Origin of the sequence: Kribbella sp. NPDC059898, assembly GCF_042730855.1 — a bacterium.
Taxonomy (GTDB): Bacteria; Actinomycetota; Actinomycetes; order Propionibacteriales; family Kribbellaceae; genus Kribbella.
Genome location: NZ_JBHWKR010000014.1, coordinates 1 through 26,451 on the forward strand (window position 1 = coordinate 1; position 26,451 = coordinate 26,451).

21 protein-coding genes are annotated in these 26,451 nt (G+C 69.9%); 7 read left to right on the forward strand and 14 right to left on the reverse strand.

The features are described 5' to 3' along the window. Window positions 1-762 precede the first annotated feature (762 nt). Window positions 763-1,626 (reverse strand): MOSC domain-containing protein, encoded by an 864-nt coding sequence (locus ACFV9C_RS34075; RefSeq protein ID WP_380200072.1) that lies wholly within the window; start codon window positions 1,624-1,626, stop codon window positions 763-765. 58 nt (window positions 1,627-1,684) lie between these two features. Here ACFV9C_RS34075 and ACFV9C_RS34080 point away from each other — a divergent pair, with 58 nt between their 5' ends. Further along, on the forward strand, window positions 1,685-2,197 hold the full coding sequence (locus ACFV9C_RS34080; RefSeq protein WP_380200074.1) for a helix-turn-helix transcriptional regulator: 513 nt from the start codon (window positions 1,685-1,687) through the stop codon (window positions 2,195-2,197). Window positions 2,198-2,224: 27 nt separating this feature from the next. On the opposite strand, the gene ACFV9C_RS34085 is transcribed toward ACFV9C_RS34080, so the two are convergent. Both ACFV9C_RS34085 and ACFV9C_RS34090 read right to left on the reverse strand, forming a co-directional pair. Continuing rightward, window positions 2,225-3,031, reverse strand: coding sequence for a spermidine synthase (locus tag ACFV9C_RS34085; protein ID WP_380200076.1), 807 nt, complete (start codon window positions 3,029-3,031; stop codon window positions 2,225-2,227). A gap of 18 nt (window positions 3,032-3,049) precedes the next feature. Next, entirely contained in the window at window positions 3,050-4,171 is a 1,122-nt protein-coding gene (locus ACFV9C_RS34090; protein ID WP_380200078.1) for a glycerophosphodiester phosphodiesterase, read from the reverse strand. A 193-nt stretch (window positions 4,172-4,364) separates the two neighbouring features. On the opposite strand from ACFV9C_RS34090, the gene ACFV9C_RS34095 reads away from it, so the two are divergent. Then, on the forward strand, window positions 4,365-5,357 hold the full coding sequence (locus tag ACFV9C_RS34095) for a malate dehydrogenase (protein WP_380200080.1): 993 nt from the start codon (window positions 4,365-4,367) through the stop codon (window positions 5,355-5,357). 50 nt (window positions 5,358-5,407) lie between these two features. Here the strand turns inward: ACFV9C_RS34095 and ACFV9C_RS34100 are convergent, their stop codons facing one another. The 5 genes from ACFV9C_RS34100 to ACFV9C_RS34120 all read right to left on the reverse strand — a co-directional run bounded on the left by ACFV9C_RS34100 (window position 5,408) and on the right by ACFV9C_RS34120 (window position 14,165). Then, window positions 5,408-8,644 carry a S8 family serine peptidase gene (locus ACFV9C_RS34100; RefSeq protein ID WP_380200082.1) on the reverse strand — a complete coding sequence of 1,079 codons (3,237 nt, stop codon included), beginning with the start codon at window positions 8,642-8,644 and terminating at the stop codon, window positions 5,408-5,410. Between the two features lie 69 nt (window positions 8,645-8,713). Continuing rightward, the gene (locus ACFV9C_RS34105) at window positions 8,714-12,010 is read right to left on the reverse strand and encodes a S8 family peptidase (protein ID WP_380200084.1); all 3,297 of its coding nucleotides are present in this window, start codon (window positions 12,008-12,010) and stop codon (window positions 8,714-8,716) included. Window positions 12,011-12,163: 153 nt separating this feature from the next. After that, entirely contained in the window at window positions 12,164-12,868 is a 705-nt protein-coding gene (locus ACFV9C_RS34110) for a transporter substrate-binding domain-containing protein (RefSeq protein ID WP_380200086.1), read from the reverse strand. A gap of 55 nt (window positions 12,869-12,923) precedes the next feature. Beyond that, window positions 12,924-13,937, reverse strand: a complete 1,014-nt coding sequence (locus ACFV9C_RS34115) for a hypothetical protein (RefSeq protein ID WP_380200088.1) — start codon at window positions 13,935-13,937, stop codon at window positions 12,924-12,926. A gap of 81 nt (window positions 13,938-14,018) precedes the next feature. Beyond that, complete coding sequence (locus ACFV9C_RS34120; RefSeq protein WP_380200090.1) at window positions 14,019-14,165, reverse strand: hypothetical protein; 147 nt, start codon at window positions 14,163-14,165, stop codon at window positions 14,019-14,021. Between the two features lie 153 nt (window positions 14,166-14,318). Between ACFV9C_RS34120 and ACFV9C_RS34125 the strand changes: the two genes are divergently transcribed. Next, window positions 14,319-14,954, forward strand: coding sequence for a phosphotransferase (locus ACFV9C_RS34125; protein ID WP_380200092.1), 636 nt, complete (start codon window positions 14,319-14,321; stop codon window positions 14,952-14,954). Here ACFV9C_RS34125 and ACFV9C_RS34130 read toward each other — a convergent pair whose 3' ends face one another. Further along, window positions 14,955-15,974 carry a pirin family protein gene (locus tag ACFV9C_RS34130; protein ID WP_380200094.1) on the reverse strand — a complete coding sequence of 340 codons (1,020 nt, stop codon included), beginning with the start codon at window positions 15,972-15,974 and terminating at the stop codon, window positions 14,955-14,957. Between the two features lie 139 nt (window positions 15,975-16,113). Between ACFV9C_RS34130 and ACFV9C_RS34135 the strand changes: the two genes are divergently transcribed. The 3 genes from ACFV9C_RS34135 (at window position 16,114) to ACFV9C_RS34145 (ending at window position 19,318) form a co-directional block, all read left to right on the forward strand. Beyond that, window positions 16,114-18,030: an ArnT family glycosyltransferase gene (locus tag ACFV9C_RS34135; RefSeq protein WP_380200096.1), complete on the forward strand. Its 1,917-nt coding sequence runs from the start codon at window positions 16,114-16,116 to the stop codon at window positions 18,028-18,030. A 148-nt stretch (window positions 18,031-18,178) separates the two neighbouring features. Then, the gene (locus tag ACFV9C_RS34140) at window positions 18,179-19,036 is read left to right on the forward strand and encodes a bifunctional methylenetetrahydrofolate dehydrogenase/methenyltetrahydrofolate cyclohydrolase (RefSeq protein ID WP_380200098.1); all 858 of its coding nucleotides are present in this window, start codon (window positions 18,179-18,181) and stop codon (window positions 19,034-19,036) included. A 12-nt stretch (window positions 19,037-19,048) separates the two neighbouring features. Next, window positions 19,049-19,318, forward strand: a complete 270-nt coding sequence (locus ACFV9C_RS34145; protein ID WP_380200100.1) for a DUF3017 domain-containing protein — start codon at window positions 19,049-19,051, stop codon at window positions 19,316-19,318. A 24-nt stretch (window positions 19,319-19,342) separates the two neighbouring features. Here ACFV9C_RS34145 and fes read toward each other — a convergent pair whose 3' ends face one another. Genes fes through ACFV9C_RS34165 form a run of 4 tightly spaced genes read right to left on the reverse strand, consistent with a single transcriptional unit; the run spans window position 19,343 to window position 23,994 of the window. Next, window positions 19,343-20,551 carry an enterochelin esterase gene (gene fes / locus ACFV9C_RS34150; protein WP_380200102.1) on the reverse strand — a complete coding sequence of 403 codons (1,209 nt, stop codon included), beginning with the start codon at window positions 20,549-20,551 and terminating at the stop codon, window positions 19,343-19,345. Between the two features lie 5 nt (window positions 20,552-20,556). Beyond that, entirely contained in the window at window positions 20,557-22,116 is a 1,560-nt protein-coding gene (purH, locus tag ACFV9C_RS34155; RefSeq protein WP_380200104.1) for a bifunctional phosphoribosylaminoimidazolecarboxamide formyltransferase/IMP cyclohydrolase, read from the reverse strand. Continuing rightward, a complete protein-coding gene (gene purN, locus ACFV9C_RS34160; RefSeq protein WP_380200106.1) occupies window positions 22,113-22,742 on the reverse strand; it encodes a phosphoribosylglycinamide formyltransferase in 630 nt (209 codons plus the stop codon). Before purN ends, purH begins: the two co-directional genes overlap by 4 nt. A 10-nt stretch (window positions 22,743-22,752) precedes the next feature. Further along, window positions 22,753-23,994 (reverse strand): DUF6350 family protein, encoded by a 1,242-nt coding sequence (locus tag ACFV9C_RS34165; RefSeq protein WP_380200108.1) that lies wholly within the window; start codon window positions 23,992-23,994, stop codon window positions 22,753-22,755. Window positions 23,995-24,169: 175 nt separating this feature from the next. Here ACFV9C_RS34165 and ACFV9C_RS34170 point away from each other — a divergent pair, with 175 nt between their 5' ends. Then, window positions 24,170-25,504, forward strand: coding sequence for a hypothetical protein (locus ACFV9C_RS34170; RefSeq protein WP_380200110.1), 1,335 nt, complete (start codon window positions 24,170-24,172; stop codon window positions 25,502-25,504). Between the two features lie 43 nt (window positions 25,505-25,547). Here the strand turns inward: ACFV9C_RS34170 and sucD are convergent, their stop codons facing one another. Beyond that, entirely contained in the window at window positions 25,548-26,438 is an 891-nt protein-coding gene (gene sucD, locus ACFV9C_RS34175; RefSeq protein WP_380200112.1) for a succinate--CoA ligase subunit alpha, read from the reverse strand. Window positions 26,439-26,451: the final 13 nt, after the last annotated feature.

Consider the following 26,451-nt stretch of genomic DNA (forward strand, 5'->3'; position numbering starts at 1 on the left):
CGCAAACGCCTCGGCTACCACACCCCCCGCGAAATCTTCGCTACCCTCCTCATCGACGACCTACGAAACGTTGCGACGACCCCCTGATTTCGCCGCGGGAGAATCTCCCCAACCTGGAAGGCGCCCCAAGGACGCGGGGTGGTCGTGATCGAGCATCTGAGGGGCTGACCCCTGACACAGCTCGTTGACACCTTGCACACCAGTGGTGAAACCCACCACCCCGGAGGCCAACCGCTCAAGCGTTTCCCACGTGGTCGCTCACCCATCGGCAACTCCAGGCGCAGCCGCTTGCCTGCCTGCCCGCCCACGCAGGCGCTTTCCCTGCCCACCCTCGCACGCAGCCGCTTCCCTGCCACCCTCCCAAGCAGCCGCTTGCGACCTTCCCACATAGACCTTCACTCAGCAGCCCTCCCACGTAGGCGCTTGCCCGCCCCCCATGTGGGCGCTCACTCAGCAGCCCTCACTCAGGTAGTTCCCACCTGGCAGACCTTTCCCGGGTAGCTGCTCGCGCGACAGCACTTCTCCAAGTGGTCGCTCGCCTGCCGCCACTCGTTCGAGCGGCGCCCGTGACAGTCATCGTTGGCTGATCTCGCGTCAGCCCTTCCCGGCTGATTGCTCACGCGGGACCCCGCGGTGGGATAGCTGCTTGCCCCGCAGCCCCTTCCCAGGCTGATCGCACCCCGGCAGTTCGTCCGAGGGTAGGTGCTTACCTGTTAGCCCGTCCCAAGTAGTGCGCACCTGTCAGCTTGCCTGGCTCAGTTGTCAGGTTCTTGAGTCGGGGTTGGCGGGGTCTGTGTTGGGTGGGATCCATTCGTGGACGGTGATTTCGTCGCCTACGTGGATGGTGCCGGGGGCCAGTACTGCGGCTTTGATGCCGAAGCTGACGCCGCCTCCGTAGGTGGGCTCGCGGCGATAGGTGGCGAGCGTCCGCGTCGGTTCGGGGCCGGACTTGGTGCCGGTGGACTGGTCGACGGTGGGTACGGCGCAGCGGATGCCGCGGGCGGAGTAGCCGATCTCGGACGTGCCGGCCGTCATTCGCAGGACCTTGTCCTCGGTGTGGGGTTCGGGCCAGCCGGAGATGACGAGGTTGGGGCGGAAGCGGTTCATCGGGATCGCGGTGCCGCCGTGTTCGAGGATGCGGGCGTTGAGGCCGTCGAGGGAAGACTGGGAGGTGATCATCAGCGCGTGCGCGTCGCCGTACCCGGTGAGGCCGCGATGCGCGCCCCAGCCGGGGCGGTCGTGTTCGGGGGTGACGCGGACGAGGGCGGTCGGCGTACCGAGGCGTTCGGTGAACCAGGCGTCCGCGTCCGGGTGCTGTACGACGCCCTGCCCGAACCACTTGCCGAACAGGCTGACGTCGCGGCGCTTCCCGTCGTACCGGATCGGGATGTCGAGGTCGGGGGCGTTCGGGGCGGACAGGCGGAGTACGTCGCCGGCGAGGGCGGCGCGGAGGGTCGCCATCGCGGGGAGTTTGCGTTGGCTGAGGAAGGTGCCGTCGGGTTCGACGAGCATGAAGAGACGGTCGTTGCGGAGGCCGGTGGGGCCTAGTTCGGCGGAGTCGACGGGGATTCCGGCGAGGCCTTTCACCGGGTAGTAGGTGAGGGCGGCGACCTTGGCGACAGACACGTCCTCAAGGGTAACTGGCGCTTGAATTGTTGAAACATGTTGGGTTATGTTTGATCACGTGCAGGATGTCGAGGGGTTCGCGGCGGCGTTGCAGCGGGTACGGCGGCACGCGGGGCTGACGTACCGCGAACTGGCGGAGCGGGCGCACTACTCGCACGCGCATCTGACCCGCGCCACCAGCGGGCGGCAGTTGCCGACGTGGGAGGTGGCGGCGGCGTTTCTCGGTGGGTGTGGGGTGCCTGCTGATCTGATGCCGGTGTGGCGGCGGCGCTGGGAGGATGCGATCCGCGATCCGCGGGACGTCGTCGGGTTGCTGGAGGGGGCCGGGTCGCTCGAGGAGTTGGGTGAGGCGGTGGCGGCGCTCGTCCAGCCGCGGTCGCTGCGGGTCCTCGCGCGGGAGACGGGCATTCCCCGAGCAACGATCCAGGCCTGGCTCCGGGGCACTCGCTCACCTGGCCGTGATCGGCTCGACCACCTGGTCCGCACCGTGGGCGGAACACACGCAGAACGCGCCGCCGTCGCCCGCACACTGGACCGACTCACCACAACCCAACCAGCCCACACAACCTGACCACCGCAGGCGGGGCGCCGGAAGCGGTTAGCTGCGGAAGATTGAGGCGGGGGCTTGGGGTGGGGTGAAGGGGGTGGCGTCGGTGAGGGGGGTGGCTTTGCCGGGCAGGTCTTGGAGGGGTGTGGCGTCGTAGGGCGGTTGGGCGCGGCGGCCGGTGTCCGTGAGGTCTGGGAGGGGGTGGCGGGAGGCGACCAGGATGACGTTGCCGAAGGCTTTGCCGCGGAGGATCTTGCGTTCGGCGAGGACGACGCCGGGGCCGATCGCGGCCAGGACGGTGGCGGCCGTACGGCGGATGAACGGGAGGCCGGCCTGGCCGTCGATGAGGTTGGCGACGAGTACGCCGGTCGGCCGCAGTACGCGGGCGCATTCGGTGAAGAACTCCGTCGTGACCAGGTTCGACGGCACCGCCTCGTGTTCGAACGCGTCGAGGATCAGGACGTCCATCGAGTCGTCGTACAGGTCGGTGATGCCGGCCCGTCCGGTGACCGGGCGGACCTTGATGCCGGAGCGTTTCGGCAGCGGCAGGGTCTCGCGGACGAAGTCGGTGAGGTCCTCGTCGGGTTCGAGGACGATCTGGCGGGAGCGGGGGCGGGTGACCGCGACGTACCGCGGCAGGCTCAGCGCGGCGCCGCCGACATGCACGACCGCGATCGGCTGACGTCGTGGGGCGATCGCGTCCACGACGTCGCCGATCCGGCGCATGTACTCGAACGACAGGTGGCTCGGATCGGCCAGGTCGACCTGCGACTGCGGCGACCCGTCGACGCGCAGCACGAACGTCCCGTCCTGCTCCGCCTCGACACTCGCCAGCCCCGAACCCGTCCGCCGCTCCACACCCTCATCTTTCCAGCTTCAGCGGGCTTCCTTCTCCTCGGCCACCGCGATGTCGGTGTTGTCGGTGAACAGCCCGTCGATCCCGGCCCGCCGGTACGCCGCGATCTCGCCGAACAGGTTGCCCGAGTCCGACGCCACCGCCGAGCTGTCGAAGTCGGCCGGCAGGAACGTGTTCTCGACCCGGAACGTGTACGGGTGCACGACCAGCCCGGCCTTGTGCGCGTTCGCGACCAATGCAGTCGGCGACCCCAGCTTGCCGGTCGCGTCGAGCGGGATGACCTGGTCCTTCGACGGACCGACCCCGTCGGCGTACGTCGCCACCTCGCGCAGCCCGGCCGCGCTGACGATGTCGGCGTACGTGCGCTTGTCGCCCGAGACCACGAAGTCGTACGGCGCGCCGCTCGCGCTGGTCAGCTGCACCAGCGGGACCCGGAGTTCCTTGTGCAGCGCCTTCAGGTTCGCGACCTCGAAGGACTGTACGAAGACCTTGGCGCCCGGCCGGTTCAGCCCGTTCTGGTTCAGCGCCTTCACCAGGAGCGGTTCGAGCGGGAGACCCTGGGCACGGAAGTACGTCGGGTGCTTGGTCTCCGGGTAGATCCCGATCGGCCGGCCGAGCTCCTTCGAGAGGCGCTTCGACAGGTCGATGACCTCCTGGAACGTCGGGATCTGGTACCGCCCGTTGAACACGGTGTTGTGCTGCCGGACCGCCGGGATGCGCTCGACCGCGCGCAGCGTCTTCAGCTCGGCCAGCGTGAAGTCCTCGGTGAACCAGCCGGTGGTGGCGACCCCGTCGAGCATCTTGATCTTCTTGCGGTCCTTGAACTCCGGGTGGTTCGCGACGTCCGTCGTACCGCTGATCTCCGGCTCGTGCCGGGTGACCAGCACGTGGTCCTTGGTGGTGACCAGGTCCGGCTCGATGTAGTCGGCACCCATCCGGGCAGCCAGCTCGTACGACGCCAACGTGTGCTCAGGCCGGTACCCGGACGCGCCCCGGTGCCCCACGATCACGAAGTCGTCGCGCTTCTCCGCGGCAGCCGGCGCGGCGGGTGCAGCAGAAGGTACAGCGGACGGTACGACGACGGCCGCGGCGACCGCGAGCGCCGACGCGGCGACCGGCAACAACCGGCTGGACAGCTTCATCAGGTACTCCTCACACATCCGGGGACTCTCAGCTCACCCTCAGGTACGGCGTCGGCCCGGTGAGGTACGCCGGATGACCGATCGGTGAACGATCCATCGGGATGTGAGGTAATCGCCCGGCCCCCAGCGTTGGTACCGCGCACGCGGCTTGCTAGCGTCCGAAGCACACAATCTGATCAGCTAGGAGCGAGTCGTGAGCACTACACCGGTGAAGGTGGCCGTTACCGGGGCCGCGGGAAACATCGGATACAGCCTGCTGTTCCGGATCGCGAGCGGCGCCCTGCTCGGGCCCGACACCCCGGTGGAGCTGCGGCTGCTGGAGATCACCCCGGCGCTGAAGGCGCTCGAGGGCGTCGTGATGGAGCTCGACGACAGCGCGTTCCCGACGCTTGCCGGGGTCGAGATCGGCGACGACCCGAACAAGGTCTTCGACGGCGTCAACGTCGCGCTGCTGGTGGGTGCGCGGCCGCGGACGAAGGGCATGGAGCGCGGCGACCTGCTGGAGGCGAACGGCGCGATCTTCACCGGTCAGGGCAAGGCGCTGAACGACCACGCCGCCGACGACATCCGGATCACGGTGACCGGCAACCCGGCGAACACCAACGCGCTGATCGCGAAGAGCAACGCGCCGGACATCCCGGCCGAGCGGTTCTCGGCGCTGACCCGGCTGGACCACAACCGGGCGCTGGCGCAGCTGGCGAAGAAGGCCGGCGTGCACGTCACCGACCTGAAGCGGATGACGATCTGGGGCAACCACTCCGCGACCCAGTACCCGGACATCTTCCACGCCGAGGTGGCCGGCAAGAACGCCGCCGAGGTCGTGAACGACCAGGCCTGGCTGGAGAGCGACTTCCTGCCGACCGTGCAGAAGCGCGGCGCCGCGATCATCGAGGCCCGGGGCGCGTCCTCGGCCGCCTCCGCGGCGGCCGCCACCATCGACCACACCCGCGACTGGCTGAAGGGCACCGCCGAGGGCGACTGGACCTCGATGGCGGTCGTCTCGGACGGCTCGTACGACGTGCCGGAGGGCCTGATCTCGTCCTTCCCGGTGACCACGAAGGACGGGAACTGGGAGATCGTCCAGGGCCTGGACATCAACGAGTTCTCCCGCGGCAAGATCGACGCCTCGACCGCCGAGCTCGGCGAGGAGCGCGACGCGGTGAAGGACCTCGGCCTGATCGGCTGACCCAGCAGGAATAAGGCCCCCGGGTGCGATCCCGGGGGCCTTTGCTGTTCTCACCGCACGTTGTACGCGCCGATCACCGTCTGGACAGTGGTGTTCCCGGCCGCGTCCGTCGCGGTCGACCGCAGCGAGACCGTCGTACCGGCCGGTGTCGGGAAGATCGCCTTCCCGCCCACGACCGACGCCGTACGCCAAGTCGCCCCGGCGTCACCCGAGTACTCGATCTTGGCGGCGGCGCCCTTGACCTCGAACGGCAGCACCGTGACCGGCTTCCGGGCCATCGCGTTGTTCCCGTCCACGTCCGGCCGGAACCCGACGGTGTGGATCGGCACACTCGGCTGATCCGCGGAGGAGCTGAACGTCGCCTCCAACGAGGTCCGCGTCGAGAACGGCCAGAGCTCCTGCGTCCCGGTGGTGACCAGTTTGTACGTCGCCTTCCCGGCCGGCTGGTCCACGACGCTGATGTCCCCGAACCGATCGCTGGACCCGACCTCGGCCCCGTCCCGATAGAGCTTGGTGCTCGCCGAGCTCATCGTGGTGTAGCCCGTGTGCCCGTCCGCGTCGGTCAGGCTCCACAGCGAAACGTCGAGCTGCCCACCGGATCGTGTCGCGGCAGCCACCGACGGCACGAACGCCGCCGCGTTCCACCGCTCCTGGTAGTGCCGCCCGGCCTTGTACAGGATCGAGTCCCCGGTCAGCTGCCACTTCCCGAACGGGAAGTCCGAGCCGTCGGTGTCCTCCTGGGTCGCACCACCGAAGCCGTACGGCGTCTGGTCCACGAAGTACCGGACCGTCCGTGGCGCGTCGAAGCGGACCACCCGCGCCAGGCCGCTGTCGCCGTTCGGCCCGGACGGGAACAGCATCTTGAAGAGCCGCCGGCCGTCGGTCGCGTTGATCGTGGCATCGACGGTCGCGAGGTCCGACGACTTGACCGTACGGTCGAAGCCGGTGGGGAAGTCGCCCGCGAAGTAGTTCGCGATCCCGTACAGGTACGGCGTGTTGGTGTAGAGGCCGTCGTCGCCCGGCACACCCCACTGCGACGTGACATGCCCGGTCAGCTGGTCCGCCGGCAGCTTCGGCCCGGCGTTGTAGGTGTACATCTCGCCGGACCTGAAGCCCATCGCGTCGTAGATGTACGGGCCGTTCTTCAACGCACGGTCGTACCCGATGGCCCCGTTCGCCTGCTGGGCGGTGGGATTCGGGACCGAGGTGGTCACCGGCTCGGCATTGCGCGCGTCCAGGACGACCGTCCGATCGGAGGTCAGCTTGATCGTCGGCGCGACCATGCTGAAGAAGATCCAGTCGTCGGTCCCCCGCTCGAACTCCTGGAACGTGTCCGCCAGGTACTCGCCCTGCGGCAGCCGGACCGTGTACGTGCCGTTCGCGTCCGGCATGTTCGCGAACTGGATCACGTCGTTGTCGATCCCGAACACGTTCACCGGGTAGTCCGTGTCCGGCTTCCCGTCCCGCATGACCATCTTGACGGTCAGGTTGTACGACGGGCCCTCCTGGTTGACCCCGACCGGTACGACGACGGTCTGCCCGCCGCCCGTGGCCGTGATCCGCCCGCTGTACAGCCCGTCCGGACCACCGAGCGCCGTGTCGGACGTCGCCTGCACGGTCGCCGTACCGCCGGCCGGAACGGTCACCGAGTCGGCGCTCAGCTTCAGCGCACCGGCCGGGGCCGCGGCGCCGTCCGGACCGTTCAGCACCGAGGTCAGCGACAGCGTGACAGCGGCGCCGCCGAGGTTGTGGAACGTCACGTCGCGGGTGACCGGCTTGTCGTCGGTGTGCGGGAACTCCGCCAGCCCGAACGACACGCTGCCCGGCTCCGCGACGACGCTCTGCTTGATTGCCGTGGTCAGGTTGATCCGCCCGGCGCCCTGCTCGAACGCCGTCTGGTCGGCAGCGACCTTCGCCGAGCCCATCAGCGCGCCCTTCAGGTCGGCCGGCGTCCAGGACGGGTGTTCCTGCAGGAGAATCGCGGCGGCGCCCGCGGTGTGCGGCGTCGCCATCGACGTACCGGACAGCCGTAGGTACTGGTCGCCGACCGGCTCGCCGATCGTCGAGTCCTTGGACTTCGCCGCGACGATGTCGGTGCCCGGCGCGGTCACGTCCGGCTTCACGGCGCTGTCGCCGACCCGCGGGCCGCGGCTGGACGTCGGGTTCAGCGCGTCCTGCTTGGTCACGTTGCCGACCGTCAGCGCGGCGTCCGCACTGCCCGGCGACCCGACCGTCCCGGCACTCGGCCCGTCGTTGCCGGCGGCAATGACGAACAGCGTGCCGGTCTGCGCGGTCAGCCGGTTCACGGCCTCCTCGAGCGGGTCGATCTCGGGCGTGTCGGTGCCGCCCAGGCTGAGGTTGACGATCTTCGCCTTGACGTCGTTCGCGGCCCAGTCCATCCCGGCCAGGATCGCGGACTCTTCGCAGCCGTAGACCTCGCAGACCTTGCCGTCGTAGATCCGCGCGTCCGGCGCAACGCCCTTGTACCTGCCGCCGGACGCGGCGCCGGTGCCGGCGATCGTCGACGCGACGTGCGTACCGTGGCCGACCACGTCGTCCGCGGACTCGGTGGTGAAGTTCTTCTCGCCCGCGACCTGGGTCGCGAGGTCCGGGTGCGTCGCGTCGACGCCGGTGTCCAGCACCGCGACCGACACACCCTTGCCGGTGAACCCGGCCTGCCAGGCGTCCGGCCCGCCGATCTGCGGCACCGACTGGTCGAGCTGGATCTGCCGCTTCCCGTCCAGCCAGAGCTTGCTGAACCCGGCCGATCCCAGGAAATTCTTCGCGCTGCTCTTGTCGACCTTCATCGCCGTGCCGCTGATCGACGGCAGCTGGCGCGTGACCTTCGCGCCCGTCGGCATGGCGCGCTTCGCCATTCCGTCGTACGTCGTGAGCACCGGAATCGTGCTGGTCGACGCGTCGTCGTACCCATCCTTCACCAGTTCGGCGACGTCGAACAGCCGGCGGTCGATCCGCCCGCTGCCGATGTCCCCGCTGACGTCGGCCGGGATCACATAGGCGTGCTCGCCGTACCGCTGCTTGACGAACGCGACGTGCTTCCGGCCGGCGGCGGGCTCGACGGTCAGCTTGGCCAGATCGCCACCGGGGACCAGTACTTTGTCGCCGGTGATGAGTGTGACGCTGACGTTCTGACCAGCGACAGGTTGGGCGGGCGGTGCGACTGCCTGCGCCGGTGTCAGCGTCAAACCCAGTCCACCGGTTGCCAGGCCCGCGACCGCCAGCATGGCGATCGCGGGCACCGTTGTGCGCATGGATCTCGAACTCACAGGGCCTCCCCAGAATCGGTTGTCTGCGCAACCCCTACAACGCAGCGACCGGTCTCCGAGGTTGCCCGCTCAACGCAAGATGTAGGCCTTGATAACGGTCAGGTCCGTTTGGTTGCCCGAACCGTCGACGAGCTTCGACCGCAACGAGACACTCTGGCCCTCGGGCGTCTCGAAAATCGCCTTGTACCGGCCGTGCCCGATCGGCACGACCGCCGCGTTGTGCCAGGTCTTGCCCTCGTCACCGGACACCTGGACGGTGAGCTTCCGGATCAGCGGCAAGGCCACCCCGGCCTGCGGGTCCACGACGACCGGCAGCACGGTGATCGGCTTCCGGTCGGCGAGGTTGTGGTCGTCGACCTTCGGCTGGTACCGGATCCCCAGCAACGGCAGCGGAGTCGTCGTCGTGGTCGCCGCCGAACTGAAGGTCCACTTCAGGTCGGTCCGGGTCGCGAACGGGCTGGTCGACTGCGTCTGCGAGGAGTCCAGCGTGTACGTCGACTTCGCCGCGGGCAGGTCGGCCGCCTCGACGTACCCGAAGTACGGCGACTCCGCGACGACCTTCCCGTCCCGGCTCAGCTTGCTCGACCCGGTGTCGGCGAGGATGCCGCCGCTGTTCCCGTCGGCGTCGGCGAGACCGTAGACGGACACGTACAGGTCGCCGCCGGTACGGACCGCGTGGTCGGGCGCGACCGAGAACGCCGCCGCGTTGAACCGCTCCTGGTACGTCCGGCCCGCCCGGTACGCCTTGATCGGCGAGGCCAACTGGCTGACCAACTGCGGGAACGGGTTGTTCGGGTCGGTGCTCGGAACGGTCTCGCTCACCTCGGTCCGCCAGGTCGCCGGCCCGCCGTCGACGTACGCCGTCGTGGTCAGCGGGGCCTTGCCGTACGGGAGTCCGACCGACCAACTGCCGTCCATCCCCGGCCCGGTGCCCATCACGACCCGGTCGTGCTCGTGCTCGGTCGTGGCGTTGACCGTCTGGACCAGCGTCGCCTGCTCGCTCGGCTTGACCGCCCGGACGAACCCGTTCGGGTACACGCCCGGGAAGGTGTTCACCTGCCCGACGAGGTACGGCGAGTTCGCGAAGTTCCCGTCCGCGTCCGGCTTCGCCCACTGCGACGCCACATGGCTGGTGAACTGCTGCGCCGGCAGGACCGCGGAACCGACCTGCGCGGTGTAGCTCTCGCCGAACCCGAACTGCACGCCGGAGTACCCGACGCTGTGCAGGCCGTCCGCCGACCGGCGGTCGTACCCGATATCGGCGAGCGCCGCATGCGCACCGGCCTGCGGCACGGTCACCTTGACCGGCTTCGTCGTCCGCGCGTCGAACACCACCGTGGTGTCCTTGGTGAGCTGGATCGACGGCTGCACGAGCGCGTACGAGGCGTAGTTGCCGCCCGACTTCTCCACGAACTGGTCGCTCTGCGCGAGATACTCGCCCTTCTCCAGGCGCAGCGTCAGCGCGGTGCTCCCGTCCCCGAGGAACTCGAACAGGTCGCTGTTCACCCCCATCAGCGCGCCGGTGAACTCGGTCGGCTTGCCGTCCGGGCCGATCGCCTTGAGCGTGAGGTTGTAGCTCTCCTTCTCCTTCTCCAGACCGATCGCCGACGTGACGCTGACGTCGCCGCCGGTCGCGGTGATCCGGCCCGAGTACAGACCGTCCGGGCCGTTGTGCTTGGTGTTCGAGGTCGCCTGCACCGCGGCGGTCCCGCCGGCCGGGACCGTTACCGTGGTGGCACTGAGCTTGAACGCGTCCGCCGGAGCGGCCGCGCCGTCCGGGCCGTTCAGGGTCGCGGCCAGGTTCAGCGTGACCGCCTTGTCGCCGAGGTTCCGGTACGTCAGCGTCTTGGTGACCGGCGTGTCGTCGCCGTGCGGCCACACCGCCGTACCGAAGGAGAGGTCGCCGGGTTCCGCGATCACGGTCTGTTTGATGCCCTTGGCAACATCCACCCGGCCGGCGCCCTGCTCGAAGGCGGTCTGATCGGCGGCCGGCTTGGCCGAACCCATCAGCGCGCCCTTGAGCTCGGTGGCCGTCCAGTTCGGGTGCTCCTGCGCGAGGATCGCGGCCGAACCGGCAACGTGCGGGGTCGCCATCGACGTACCGTCGAGCCGCAGGTACTGGTCGCCGACCGGTTCACCGATCACCGAGTCCTTCGCCTTCGCCGCGACGATCGACACGCCCGGCGCGGAGATGTCCGGCTTCACGGCGCCGTCGCCGACCCGCGGGCCGCGACTGGAGAAGTCGGCCAGCCCGTTCTGCTTGTCGACCGCGCCGACGGTGAGCGCGGCGTCCGCGCTGCCGGGCGAGCCGATCGTGCGCGCGGTCGGCCCGTCGTTGCCGGCCGCGATCACGAACAGCGTGCCGGTCTCGGCGGTCAGCCGGTTCACCGCCTCCTCGAGCGGGTCGATGCCCGGGGTGTCGGTGCCGCCGAGGCTGAGGTTCACGACCTTCGCCTTGACGTCCTTCGCGGCCCACTCCATCCCGGCCAGGATCGCGGAGTCCTGGCAGGAGCCGCCGTCGTCGCAGACCTTGCCGTCGTACAGCCGCGCGCCCGGGGCGACCCCCTTGTACTTGCCGTTCGACGCGGCCGCCGTACCGGCGATGGTCGAGGCGACGTGCGTACCGTGGCCGAAGTGGTCGCCGTCCGGGGCGTCGGTGAAGTTCTTCCTGCCGACGACCTGGGTCGCGAGGTCCGGGTGCCCCTTGTCGATGCCGGTGTCGAGGACCGCGACCGGGACGCCCTTGCCGGTGAACCCGGCCTGCCAGGCGGTCGGCGCGCCGATCTGCGGCACGGACTGGTCCAAGGTGACCTTGCGCTTGCCGTCCAGCCAGACCTTGTCGATGCCCGGGCTCGTCAGCACCCTGGCGTCCTTGGTCGCCTTCAACGCGGCGCCGTTGATCACCGGCAGCTGTCGCGCGACGGTCGCCCCCGGTACGGCGGACCGCTGCCGGGCGGTCCCCCGGTACGTGACGATCAACGGCAGCGTGGTGGTCGAGCGGTCGTCGTACCCGTCCTTGATCAGCCCGGCCACGTCGAACAGCCTGCTGTCGAGCTTCCCCTCGGCCAGGCGCGCGCGGACGTCCGACGGTACGACGTACAGATGGCCCTGTTCACGATACGAACTGAACGCGACCTTGGTCCGGCCGGCGCCGGGCGTGATCGACGCGCGCGCCGGGTCACCGCCCAGCAGCGTCACCCGGTCGCCGGTGATCAGCGTGACGCTGCGGTCCTTCGACTGCTGCTTCGCGACCGCGGCCGACGGTCCGGCGGTCGCCTGGCCCGCGGCGGACAGCCCGAACCCCAGTGCGGCGATCGAGGCGACGGCGGCTACGCCGAGGCGCCTCGACCGTGGTGTGGATACCACGATGAGTCCCTCCCGATCATTGTCCTCACTTCGGACCGCACCAGACCACTTACGGAGTGGAACAGGGCGGCCACTCACCGGTAGATGTCCTGGACCGGGCGAAAGGTTGCCGGCAGGGCCTGCCACGGCAGGTTCCTGCCTGACCACTTTCGGTTATGGGACGACGAGGGCCGGGGACTGCCCGGCGGCGGAGAGGGAGGCGGCGACGAAGCCGTCGGCCTTCAGTGCGTCGACCAGGCCGGTGAGGTAGGCGACCGTCTCGGCGCTCTTGTCCTTCGTCGTACCGAGGGCCTGCTGGATCTGCATGAACCGCTCGTCGATCAGCCGGAGGTCGGCGTTCGCGGCGACGTACTGCGTGATCGGCTGCCGGATCCCGGCCGCGACATCGAGCCCCTCAGCGCGGAACACGTCGACGCCGTCGGAGCCCCTCACGATCGTTGCGTGCCGCACCGTCCGGGTCAGGTAGAGGTCGTACGCCGAGCCCTGCTTGACGCCGATCCGTACACCAGGCGCGTCCACGTCGGCGACGGTGGTCAGCTTCGACTCCCGCGGTACGGCGAAGACGCCTTCGATCACGACGTACGGCGCGGTGAAGGCGACCTCGGTGGCCCGAGCGGGCTCGATCGCGAGGAAACAGATGTCGGCCTGGCCGGTGGTGAGCGCCTCGAACGACTTCCGGGCCGCGTCGAAACAGACCAGTTCCAACGGCAGACCGAGGCGCTTCGCCAACTCCCGCGCCATGTCGACGGTGATCCCGGCCGGCGCCTCCGGCGTGCCCTGCGCAAGCACCGGGTTGCCGAGATTGATGGAGGCCCGCAGCACGCCGGTAGGCGCAAGGTCAGCAGCAACAGTCGTCATACGCGGACCCTATCCGCGGGCCCAGCCCTGGACGGTCGACGACTGACGGATCCCGTCAGTCGTGGAGCGCCGCCAGCGCGGCGCGGGCGGCCTTGGTGAGTTCGTCGTCCTTGGACGGGGCGAAGACCGTCGTCGTGGGTGTCGGGTGGGCGCGTAGTAGGCGGGTCCGTTGCCAGGTGGGCGGGTGCTCGGCGTCACTGCGCCAGTTCTGTGCGCGGTCGACCCGGACCAGGCGCGCGAACTCGTGCTCGGGGATCTCGGCCGCCGTACGCCGCAACGTGCCGACCGGATCGCCCGCCCGGTCGAACCGGACCGCGCGTTCAGCAGCACGGAAGCAGATACCGGCAAGCAGCACGCGTTCCAGCGACGCCGCGGTCGGCTCGGAGCCGACATGCTCCGCGACCCGGCGGTCGATCCGGTACTCGCGACGCTGCCGGCCGACCAGGTCCAGCCGATGCAGCAACCGCCGGTACCCGCGGATCGGCGGCCCGAGCACCGCGTTCGACAGCTTCACCAGCCAGCTGTGCAGGATCTGGTCGTCACTGCCCTGCCTGATCAGGACGACGCCTTCCATATGGTGGATCCGGCCGTCCCCGGCCGAGTCCAGCCTGCCCGGCGTCACCGTCGCCGCGAGCTCCCCGATGATGTGCTGCGCGGCCCCGAGCACCCGGTCGTGCACACCGCGCTGGTCGTCGTACATCGCGTGCGCGAGAACGGCGTACCGCTCCTGCGGCCCGAGCACGGACCACGAAGAGAGCCCGATGCGGAGCGTACGCCGATACCGCCAACCGACCCGATCGACCGCGATGCGCTGGTCCACGGTGACGACGACGTGCTGCAGCTTCGACGACCCGGTCTGCGCGGCGAGCCGGTCGAGTACGTCGTACAGCTGCGGCGCCTCGCTCCGGCCGACCGGCTGGGCGCTGTCCGGGAGCCGGGTGATGCGCGGCCGGAAGACCGCGGTCAGCACGAACAGCACCGCCGCGAACGGCGCGGCGAACCACACCGGACGGTAGAACGCGAGCAACGCGATCCCGCCCAGCAGACCAGGCAGCGGTAGCAGCAGCACCGGCAACGAGAGCAGGAACGCACCCAGCGAACGCTCCGGACCGGACGCGGGCCGCTCGGCCAGGCCATCGGCCAGTTTGCGTTACCGCTCGAGCTGCCAAGCAGGTTCCTGCGCGGCCGGCGCCGGCTCCAGGTTCCACTCACAGTGCCGGCACCAGACGGCGTACCGCCGATCCGCCGGCAACGGCCGGCTGCACCGCGGGCAGTCGACCGTACTCTCCATCGTCATCCCGTCAGAATGCTGCCCCCAGGGGGCAACTCACAGCATTTTCCCGAACAGAACCCGGCGATCAGCTGCTGCCTGGCCTGCTCCTCGGTGAAGTCCAGCAACGCCCGCCGGTCTGATCATGGTTCTGGAGTGTAGGGCCGTAGTCTGCGGTGCGTGGACATCGCTGCGCTGCTGGACCGGTTCGGTGCCGACGACGCGTCCGTGATCGAGCTCGGGCACTCGTCGGCGACCGTCGTCCGGCTGGAGCGGTCGTCGGAACGGCTGTACTACAAGGCCGGCGAGGGCGTCTCCGCCGAGGGTGATCGGTTGGCATGGCTGGGAGATTCCGGGTTCCCCTGTCCGCGGATCGTTGATCGAGGCAACAACTGGCTGCTGACCGCGGAGCTGCCCGGGCGGGACGCGTCGCAGCCGTGGGACAACCGGCCTGCCGTCCTGGTGGCGATCGCGGAGGGGCTGCGGGCGCTGGACTCGTTGAGCGGGTGCCCGTTCCGGTCGCCGTTCCCCGGGGAGGGGGATGCGGTGACGCACGGGGACTACGCGGCGCCCAACGTCTTCGTGGACCCAGTCACGCTGCGGTTCACCGGCGTACTGGACGTCAGCCGGCTCGGCACCGGCGACCGGCACGTCGACCTCGCGCTGATGGTCAAGAGCCTCCGCGGCGGGCTGAATCCGCAGTACGGCGGGCTTCCGGCGGCGCGGCGGTTCGTCGAACTGTATGGCGGCGACCCGGACGACCCGCGGATCGAGCACTACATCACGCTCGACGACAGCGACGACTACCTGCCCTGATCAGTCCTCGGTACTGCGGAGCTCGGTCGGCGCGCCGTGCACCGCAGGGATCGTGCCGAGCTTGCCGGCCTGGAAGTCCTCGAACGCCTGGATCACCTCGGCGCGGGTGTTCATCACGAACGGCCCGGCCATCGCGATCGACTCGCGGATCGGGCGGCCGCCGATCACCAGGACGTCCAGGTTCGGCTCGGCCTGCGGCTGCGACGTACTCGCCGCCGTACGGATGATGTCGCCGGCGCCGAAGACGGCCAGTTGGCCCTTGCGGACCGGGCGCCGGTCGGCGCCGACCGTACCCTGACCGGCCAGGACGTACACGAGCGCGTTGTAGTCCGGCTGCCACGGCAGGACCAGCTCGGCGCCCGGGCTGACCGTGGCGTGCACGAGGGTGATCGGAGTGTGGGTCGAACCGGGACCGGCGTGGCCGTCGACCTCGCCGGCGATCACGCGGACCAGCGCGCCGCCGTCCGGCGTACTGAGGAGAGCGGAGTCTCCACCGCGGATGTCCTGGTAGCGCGGCGGGGCCCACTTGAGCGCCTTCGGCAGGTTCACCCAGAGCTGGATGCCGTGGAACAGGCCGCCGCTCACGACCAGGTGCTCAGGCGGTGTCTCGATGTGCAGCAGGCCGGAGCCGGCCGTCATCCACTGCGTGTCGCCGTTGGAGATCACGCCGCCACCGCCGTTGGAGTCCTGGTGCTCCATGATCCCGTCGAGCATGTACGTGACGGTCTCGAAGCCGCGGTGCGGGTGCCACGGGGTGCCCTTCGGCTCGCCCGGCGCGTACTCGACCTCGCCCATCTGGTCCATGTGGATGAACGGGTCCAGGTCCCGGAGATCGACGCCGGCGAAGGCACGGCGTACCGGGAAGCCTTCGCCTTCGTAGCCGCTCGGCGCGGACGTCACCGACTTCACGGGACGCTCACGCACGACGGCCGGGTCCTGCGGGCTGATCCGGGGCAGGACGGTGATGTCGCTGACGGTCACGGCGGGCATGGTCTGCTCCTCGTTCGGTTGGTAGTTCAAGAATAAACTATCTGCTCGAACTCCGGCAAGGGCGGACCTATTCCCGGCTCACAGCGACCTCCCAGCCGACGCCCAGGGTCGTTGGAGTCCCGCTTGGCACCGTCGTCAGTGGAAGCCGACCCGCGAACTGGAGATGACCATGACGACGCTGCTCGACAGGCCCACCGCGAAGGACTTCGCCGAACCACCGGCCCGGCCACCGGGCCGGCTCCGGCGGTTCGCCCGCGGTCCGGCGTCGCAGTCGGCGTACGTCCGGCCGGCCGCGCTGGCGATGCTCGTCGGTACGGCGTTCCTGTACCTGTGGAACCTGACCGCGTCCGGGTACGGCAACAGCTTCTACGCTGCCGCCGTACAGGCCGGGACGCAGAGCTGGAAGGCCTGGCTGTTCGGGTCGCTCGACGCCGCGAACGTGATCACGGTGGACAAACCGCCGGGCGCGTTGTGGGTGGCGACGGCGCTCGCGCGGGTGTTCGGCTTCAACAGCTTCACAGTGCTCGCACCGCAAGCGTTCATGGGGATCGGGGCCGTCGGGCTGCTGTACCTGACCGTTCGCCGGGTCGCCGGGCCGGTCGCCGGGCTTGTTGCCGGTAGTGCGTTGGCGTTGACGCCGGTCGCCGTACTGATGTTCCGGTTCAACAACCCGGACGCGTTGCTGGTGCTCTTGCTGGTGGCCGCGGCGTACTTCGTCGTACGGGCGCTGGAACGGGCGTCGGCGCGGTGGTTGATGCTGGCGGGGGTGGCGATCGGGTTCGCGTTCCTGACGAAGATGGGGCAGGCGTTCCTGGTGCTGCCGGCGTTCGGGCTGGTGTATCTGGTTGCGGCGCCTGCTTCTCTGCGGAAGCGGGTGGTGCATCTGGTCGGTGCTTTCGGTGCGGTGGTTGTGAGTGCTGGGTGGTATGTCGCGCTGGTGGAGCTTTGGCCGGCGTCGAGCCGTCCGTACATCGGTGGGTCGACCAACGATTCGCTGCTGGAGCTGGCGCTCGGGTACAACGGGCTCGGGCGGCTGCTCGGCGGGTCCGGGAACGGCGGCGGTGGCGGTGGCGGGAACTCGGGTTTTGGTGGGAGTACTGGGATTACGCGGATGTTCGGTGATTCCTTCGGGACCGAGATCTCGTGGTTGTTGCCGGCCGCACTGATCGCGTTGGCCGGTGGGTTGTGGGTACGCCGGCGCGCGCCGCGGACCGACCTGCTGCGCGCCGGGATCGTGCTGTGGGGCGGGTGGCTGCTGGTCACCGGCGCGGTGTTCAGCTTCATGAGCGGGACGATCCACCCGTACTACGCGGTGGCGCTGGCGCCGGCGATCGGCGGGCTGGTCGGGACGGGCGTGTGGCTCGGGTTCCGGCACCGGTGGTTGCTGGCGGCAATGATCCTGCCGACGGCGGTGTGGGACTACGTGCTGCTCACGCGGACGCCGACGTTCGCACCGTGGGCGAAGTACGCCGTCGTCGGGGCCGGCGTACTGGCCTGCATTCTCGTGCTCCTGGGGCGCCGAGCTCTACCGGCCGTCGTACTCGCCGTCACGCTCTCCCTGGGCCTCGGCACCACGACGTACGCCGCCGCCACCGCATCCCAGCCCCACACCGGCTCCATCCCCACCGCGGGCCCATCCTCGACCGCCATCGGCGGCGGCCCCAGCGGCGGCACCCCACCCTCCGGCACCCGCCCGGGCTCGACGGGTTCCGCCAGAGGTGCAGGGACGGGTGGAGGTGGGATGGGCGGCGAAGCCTCAGCCAGCAGCGAACTGACAGCTCTCCTCTCCAAGACCACCACGACCTGGGCCGCCGCCACCACCGGCTCCCAATCCGCCGCCTCCCTCGAACTCGCCACCGGCAAGTCCGTCATCGCCATCGGCGGCTTCAGCGGCACCGACAACGCCCCCACCCTCGCCCAATTCAAGCAATGGGTAGCCGAAGGCAAGATCACGTACTACATCTCCGGTACCCAAGCCGGCCCCGGCGGCAGCTCCTCCACAGCCACCGAGATCCAATCCTGGATCCAATCCACCTACACCCCCACCACCGTAGGCAACACCACCATCTACAAACTCACCCCCTGAACCCCGACCGGGTGGGTGGTGGATCTCCAGGCCATCACAATCGGGCGTGGCGCCGGTGGTCTCCGGTCAACTGGCTGCCGTGGTGGCGATTGTGATGGGCTGGCGATCCGGGATCGGCGGCCGGGACCGGGCGTGGGAGACTCTTCGGGTGACGGCGCAGATTTTGGACGGTAAGGCGATGGCGGCGGCGATCAAGGACGAGTTGAAGGTCCGGGTCGCGAAGCTGGCCGAGCAGGGTGTGGTGCCTGGGCTCGGCACGATTCTGGTCGGGGACGACCCGGGCAGCCGGGCGTACGTGGCGGGCAAGCACCGGGACTGCGCGGCGGTCGGGATCTCCTCGATCCAGGTCGAGCTGCCGGACACCGCGACCCAGGACGAGATCGCGGCCAAGGTGCGGGAGCTCAACGAGAACCCGGACTGCACCGGCTTCATCGTCCAACTCCCGCTCCCGAAGCACGTCGACACCAACACGATCCTCGGGCTGATCGACCCGGCGAAGGACGCCGACGGCCTGCACCCGATGAGCCTCGGCAAGCTGGTGCTCGGCCAGGACGGCCCGCTGCCGTGTACGCCGAAGGGTTGCGTGGAGATCCTCCGGCGGTACGACGTACCGATCGCCGGCGCGCACGTGGTCGTCGTCGGCCGCGGGGTGACGGCGGGGCGCCCGATGGGGCTGCTGTTCACCCGGCGGAGCGAGAACGCGACCGTCACCCAGTGCCACACCGGTACGAAGGACCTTGGCGCGGTGGTGCGTACGGGCGACATCGTGATCGCGGCGGCGGGTTCGGCCGGGCTGATCACGGCGGACATGGTGAAGCCCGGCGCGGTCCTCCTCGACGTCGGCACCAGCCGGAACGCCGAGGGCAGGATCGTCGGCGACATCGACCCGGCGGCCCGCGAGCAGGCGGCCTGGATCGCCCCGATGCCCGGCGGGATCGGCCCGATGACGCGCGCGATGCTCCTCAGCAACGTGGTCGAGGCTGCCGAAGCAGCCCTCCCGCGGTGAAGTGACGTGCTGATGGCAGGCGAGACCCCGCGCCGGAGCCAGTGGCCGCTGGCGCTGTCCCTCCTGGTCGCGCTGACCGGCCTGGTCGTGCTCTGGTTCTACAACTGGCGCAACGGCGTCCTCATCTTCGCCGGCGCCGTCGGCCTGGCCGGCCTCCTCCGAGCCACCCTCACCGACCCCAAAGCCGGCCTCCTGCACGTCCGCAGCCGCATGTTCGACATCACCTTCCTCTTCCTCACCGCCACCGCCATCGCCGTCCTCGGCCTGATCGTCCCCAACTGAGCCACGCCGCCTACTGCCGCGATTTCAGGTAAGGGCGATCAGAGCCTCGGCGATCGATCCGCGCCAGCAGGCGTAGTCGTGGCCGCCGTTGAACTCGGAGTACTGCACGTCGTAGCCCTTGCTGCGCAGGATCGTGCGCAGGTGCCGGTTCGCGACCAGGATCGACGGGCCGCTGCCGGGCGTCTGACCGCGTTCCTGGAGACCGGCCTCGAGCCAGAGGCGGATGGGTTGGCGGGGAGCTTCGGCGTACTGGCGGCTGAGCCATTCGTGTTCGGGGTCGTCGTCGGGGCGCCACCAGAACGAGCCCGACTGTGAGACGACGTTGCCGAACACGTCCGGTCGTCGCAGTGCGGCGAACGCGGCGGCCTGTCCGCCGTGGCTCTGGCCGGCGACGATCGTGCGCTCGGGATCGGTCGTGATCCGGTAACGCTCGCGGACCCATGGCAGCAGCTCGTCCGTGAGGTACTCCAGGAACGGCGCACCGCACGGGAGCTCGCGGTTGCGGACCTCCTGGGTCAGGCTGTCGACGAGTACGGCGATCATCGGCGGGATCCGGCCCGCCTCGATCAGGTTGTCGAGGATCGTCGGCGTCGGCATCGGTCCCAGCACCGTGTCACCGTCGAAGAGCAGCAGCAACGGCAGCGGCTCCGCGTCCGGCGCGTAGCCCGCAGGCGTATACACCCAGATCCGCCGCTCGTTGCCGAGCACCTCACTGCGATGCGAGTACTGCGCCAGCGCACCACGTTCGGGCCCGGGAGCGAGCCACGGCTGCGGGGGCGCGTCCGGCAACGAGGCCAACGAGATGACGGTCTCGTGGCTGTCCGTCGCCTCGTCCTCGGGATAGACGAACGTCGCCGGGTTGAGCGGATCGGCGAACCAGTGCGCGGTCCGCTCGGCCCAGTCCTCGGCGTTGGCCGCCGTACTGCCGACATCGTCGACGGCGAGGCGGTACGTGCAGCGGAGATCGGCGCCGACCCGGAAGGTCAGGTACCAGACGTCGGTACCCGGCAACTGCTGCATCACGTTGGCAGGCGGGTCCCAGCCGGCCGGTCCGCCGAAGACCGAGACGTCCGACACGGGCTCCCGGGACCGGCACAGGAACGTCAGCCAGACGTCCCCGTCCGGCCCCGGCTCGACCAGCGGAGTGCCCTGCTCCGCGATCTCGGCCCAGAACTCGGCAGTCCGGGCCGGATCGAGTTCCTGCAGGCGAGGGCTCTCGATCCGGTCGGCCATGGCGGTCAGTGGAAGAAGTGGCGGGTGCCGGTGAAGTACATGGTGATGCCGGCCTTGGTTGCTGCCTCGATGGCGGCTTCGTCGCGGATGGAGCCGCCGGGCTGGACTACTGCTTTGACGCCGCCTTCGATGAGGACCTCGAGGCCGTCGGGGAAGGGGAAGAAGGCGTCGGAGGCGGCGACGGAGCCGGTGGCGCGGTCGCCGGCGCGGGAGACGGCCAGGCGGCAGGAGTCGACGCGGTTGACCTGGCCCATGCCGACGCCGACCGAGGCGCCGTCGGCGGCGAGCAGGATCGCGTTGGACTTGACGGCGCGGCAGGCCTTCCAGGCGAAGGCCAGGTCGGCCAGCACCTCGGGGGACGCGGGCGAGCCGGCGGCCAGGGTCCAGGACGACGGGTCGTCGCCGGGGGCCTGGAAGCGGTCGCGGTGCTGGAGGAGGAGGCCGCCGCTGATCGCGCGCAGCTCGACGGTCTCGTCGGCGGACACCGCGGGGGCGACCAGCAGGCGGATGTTCTTCTTCGCCTGCAGGATCTCGGCGGCGCCGTCCTCGAAGGCGGGGGCGACGAGGACCTCGGTGAAGATCTCCGCGACCTGCTTCGCGAGGTCCACGGTGACCGGGCGGTTCGTCGCGATCACACCGCCGTACGCCGACACCGGGTCGCACTCGTGCGCCCGGCGGTGCGCCTCCGCGATGTCCTTGCCGACCGCGATGCCGCACGGGTTCGCGTGCTTGATGATCGCGACCGCGGGCTCGCTGAAGTCATAGGCGGTACGCCGGGCCGCGTCGGCGTCGACGTAGTTGTTGTACGACATCTCCTTGCCGTGCAACTGCTCCGCCGCCGCGAGACCGCCGCGGCCGTTCAGGTACAGGGCGGCCGGCTGGTGCGGGTTCTCGCCGTACCGCAGGACCGCGGACTTGTCCCAGGACGAGCCGACCCAGGCCGGGAAGCCCGAGCCCTCGCCGGAGTCCGTGAGTACGTTGCCCATCCAGGACGCGACCGCGATGTCGTACTCGGCCGTGTGTACGAACGCCGCCGCGGCCAGCTGCTTGCGCTCCTCGAGCGAGAAGCCGCCCTCGCCGAGCGCCGCCAGCAGCGACGGGTACTGCGCGGCCGAGGTCACGACCGCGACGCTCGCGTGGTTCTTCGCCGCGCCGCGGACCATCGACGGGCCGCCGATGTCGATCTGCTCGATGCACTCGTCGACCGATGCGCCGGACGCGACCGTCTCCGTGAACGGGTACAGGTTGCTGATCAGCAGGTCGAACGGCTCGACCCGCATCTCCTGCAGCTGCGCGACGTGGTCGGGCTTCCGCAGGTCGGCGAGCAGACCGGCGTGCACGAGCGGGTGCAGCGTCTTGACCCGCCCGTCCAGGCACTCCGGGAACCCGGTCAGGTCCTCGACCTTCGTCACCGGTACGCCGGCCGCGGCGATCCGGGCCGCGGTGGAACCGGTCGACACCAGTTGGACACCGGCGGCGTGCAGCGCCGAAGCGAGCTCCTCCAGACCGGTCTTGTCGTAGACGCTGATCAGCGCGCGGCGGATCGGCCTGCGGTCGGTGCTCACTTCAGTCGAACCTTTCGTCCGGTGATGGTCCAGCCGTCGCGGACCAGCCGGCCGACCCACTCCACCAGCTGGCGGCGTTCGACCTCCTTGATCCGCTCGGTCAGGGTTTCTTCGGTGTCGTCGTCCTCGACCGGTACGACGACCTGCGCGATGATCGGCCCGGTGTCGACGCCGCCGTCCACGAAGAACAGCGTCGCCCCGGCGACCTTCACGCCGTACCGCAGCGCGTCCCGGGGACCGTGGATCCCGGGGAAGGCCGGCAGCAGCGCGTTGTGGGTGTTGATGTAGCGGTCGCCGAACGCGCCCAGGAAGTCGTCGCCGACGAGCTTCAGGAAGCCGGCCGACACGACCAGGTCGGGCTTGTACTCCGCGACCGACGCGGTCAGCGCGCGGTCCCACTCGGCGCGCTCGGCGTACGACTTCACCGTGTGCACGAACGTCGGCACGCCGGCGGCCGCGGCCCGGTCCAGGCCCGCGATGCCGTCCCGGTCGGCGCCGACAGCGACCACCTGGGCGCCGTACGCCGGGTCCGCGCAGGCGTCCAGCAAGGCCTGCAGGTTCGACCCCGACCCCGAGACGAGCACGACAAGGCGTGCGGAACCGGAGTCAGGCGCAGCAGAAGTCACGGCCGGAAGCCTATCGCTCGGTGTCGGCTTCTCCGTCAGCCGGTCGCCGCGCGGCAACCACCGCGGCCGTGATCGCCGCTCCGATCGCCATCCCGGCGACCAGTACGCCGGCCGCCGGCAGCGCGCCCGGGACTCCGACCACGGACATCCGGCCCGGTCCGGCCGAGCCGCCCGACACGGCCAGCAGCGCGAACAGTACGACGCCCGCGATCACCGCCGCCATCCCGCCGCGCAGCGCGAACGCGTCCCAGCCGAGCGCGTCCGCGTCCCGCTCCGCGAGCCCCCGCCGTACGACGACGAGGCCCGCGACCACCCCGGCGACCAGCGGCACGAGCGCGGTCAGCGCCAGCAGGTACGTCGGCGTCGACCCGTCCGCGGGGACCGCGGCCAGCAGCGGAAGCGCCGGCAGGCTGCCGACGTTCACGCCGGTCGGCGCGATCGTCGTCCCGGTCCCGAGCTGGAAACCGGGTCCGGCGAGGAACGCGACGACGTAGAGCACCATGTTCGGCACCAGCATCAGGCAGATCGCGAACAGCACGACCGAGCCGATCACCCCGGCGTTCAGGAGTTCGAGCATCCCGGTGATCCGGGAGAAGTGGATCGCGAGCAGTACGCCGTACAGCACCGAGGCGAGCCCGACGATCGTGAGGACCGCTGCCATCGCGGCCGGTACGGCGTCCCGCAGGCCGGCCGGGGTGGCGTCGGCGAGGTCGTGGCCGGCGCCCGACTCGACGATGATGCCCGCGAGACCGGCGACCAGGGCCAGTGAGAACGGGCCGAGGAACCCGGACAGCGGCGACACCTTCAGCGAACCCTGTTCGGTGAGCAACGCCACGACCAGCCCGCCGAGGCCGTAGACGGCCGCGAACCCGAGCGCGAGACCGATCAGTTCCTTGGTCCGGTCGGCACCGCTGGTCCGGGTCGCGGACTTGCCGCCGCGGTACAGGCACCAGGCGAAGAACAGGGTGAGACCGAGCGGCGCGACGCTGATCCGGCCGGTTCCGATGGTCACACCCGCCTTGTGGGCGACCAGCCAGGCGGCCGCACCGGCGCGGACCGCACCGGACGCACCGCCGAAGGTGGCGCCCAGCCAGCCGATCACCGCGACCGCGGCACAGGTCAGCAGGCCGGTGAGCAGGCAGGCTCCGGCGGAGATCACGGCCGCCACCGGCAGCGGTTTGGTCTCGGCGGTGATCTCCGACGTGGGCGTTTCGCCGTCCCGCGCGCCCGGGCGGCTCAGCATGTCGGTCATCTGACTCCCATCGTCTCCCCGGCCCCGGACCTGGCTCGTCCTGACACGCCGGATGTGGGAGACTTCAGCCCGCCTGCTCACGCTCGGTTCCGGACCGTTCGCCTGGTGGTAGCGGAGTGGGAGTGGCATGGGCCTACCCGGTACTGTCGGGTGGAATCAGTCAGGAGGTCGAGCTTTGGCCGGTTCCCACCGTGGACAACGCGGCGGCACCCGAGCCGCTGCCCGGGAGGCGCGGCGCGAGCAGGCGCGCAAGCGGAACCAGACGATCGCGGCAGGCGTGGCGGTCGTGGTCCTGGTCGGCGGCGGCGGCGTCGCGGCGCTGAACGCGTTCGGCGGCGACAAGTCGCCCGGGCCGAAGGCAGGCAGCAGCCCGACCGACGACAAGTCCAGCCAGTCCAACGTGCTGTCGGACGACAAGGTGCTGATGGACGCGACCGCGGCGAAGACGCTCGGCGCGACCGGCGCCTGGAAGGTCACCGGCACGGCCGGCGGCGACTCGGCGCCGGACACCTCGTTCGCCTGCCAGCTGCAGCGGTTCGCCGACCCGGCCGGGCTCCGGACCTGGGTCCGCACGCTGCAGAACCCGACCACCAAGGACACCGCGGTGCAGTACATCGACGTGTCCAACGACAAGGCCACGGCCGCGAAGACGTACAACACGGTCGTCCACTGGCTCAGCCAGTGCACCACCCCGCAGACCCGGCTGACGGCCGGCTACGTGACCACCGGCGTCGGCCAGACCGGCGTGATCGCGGTCTTCGGGCAGGTCCCGGGCGCGAAGACGACGAAGTACCGGACCGTCTCGGTGACCCTGGCGGGGCAGGCGACGATGGTCGTCGAGCACGACACGCTAGCGGTGACCCCGCCGAAGCCGGACGTCGTGCTGGCCACCACGAGCGCTGCGGCGAAGAAGATCTGCGCCGAGACCGGCGGCTGTGCCACCGGCGCCCCGGTCGTGACGCCGGCCCTGCTGCCGAACACCGACAACCCGGGCTTCATGGCCCCGGTCGACCTGCCGCTGCTCGCCGAGGTGGACAAGCCGTGGGTGAGCACCGCCGCCCAGCCCGGCGACGGCACCGGCTGCGAGAAGCTCAGCCTGAAGAAGGTGAAGCCGGTCAAGGCCGGCACCTTCACGTACGTCGCACCGGAGGCGAAGGTGCCGACCGAGTTCGGGATGGACGACACGGTCGTGAAGTTCGCCACCGCGGCGGCCGCGTCGGACTTCGTCGCGAAGATCCGGAAGAACGTCGACGCCTGCGAGAAGAACGTCTCGAACGCGAAGGTCCAGTCCACCGGGACGCTCAAGACCAGCACGATCACCGGCAAGAGCTGGACCGCGACGTACGACAGCGGCGACGGCAAGAAGTACCACTACCGGATCGGGATCGCCGGGTCCGGGGACCGCGCGGTGTACCTGCTGTTCCCGGTGCTGAAGGACCTCGACCTGACCGACGCCGCGTTCAACGAGACGCTGGCCCGCGCGGTCGACCGCTCCGCCGCCTACAAATAGCAACGGGACCCACCCTCGCGGGGCAGGTCCCGTTCCTGCGGTACTACTTGTTCAGGCCCTGCATGATCTCGCGCATCAGGTTGGCGGTCTCGGACGGCGTCTTGCCGACCTTCACGCCGACGGCCTCGAGGGCCTCCTGCTTCGCGGCCGCGGTACCGGACGAACCGGAGACGATCGCGCCGGCGTGACCCATGGTCTTGCCCTCCGGCGCGGTGAAGCCCGCGACGTACCCGACGACCGGCTTGGTCACGTTCTCCTTGATGAACGCGGCCGCCCGCTCCTCGGCGTCACCACCGATCTCACCGATCATCACGATCGCGTCGGTGTCCGGGTCGTCCTGGAACGCCTGCAGCGCATCGATGTGCGTGGTCCCGATGATCGGGTCGCCACCGATCCCGATCGCCGTCGAGAACCCGAACTCCTGCAGCTCGTACATCATCTGGTACGTCAACGTCCCGGACTTGCTGACCAGGCCGATCCGGCCCTGGCCGGCGATGCTGGCCGGGATGATGCCGGCGTTCGACTCGCCCGGGGTGATGATGCCGGGGCAGTTCGGGCCGATGATCCGGGTCTTGCCGGACGCCTGCGCGGCGGCGAAGAACGCGGCGGTGTCGTGCACCGGCACGCCCTCGGTGATCACCACGACCAGCGGCACCTCGGCCTCGACGGCCTCCAGTACGGCGTCCTTGGTGAACTTCGGCGGGACGAAGATGACCGACACGTTCGCGCCGGTCTCCTTGACGGCGTCCGCGACGGTGCCGAACACCGCGACCGACTTGCCGTCGAAGTCCTGGGTCTGGCCCGCCTTGCGCGGGTTGACGCCGCCGACGATGTTGGTGCCCGAGGCGAGCATCCGGGTGGTGTGCTTGGTGCCCTCGGAGCCGGTCATGCCCTGGACGATGACCTTGCTGTCCTTGGTCAGGAAGATAGACATTGTTCGGCGATCC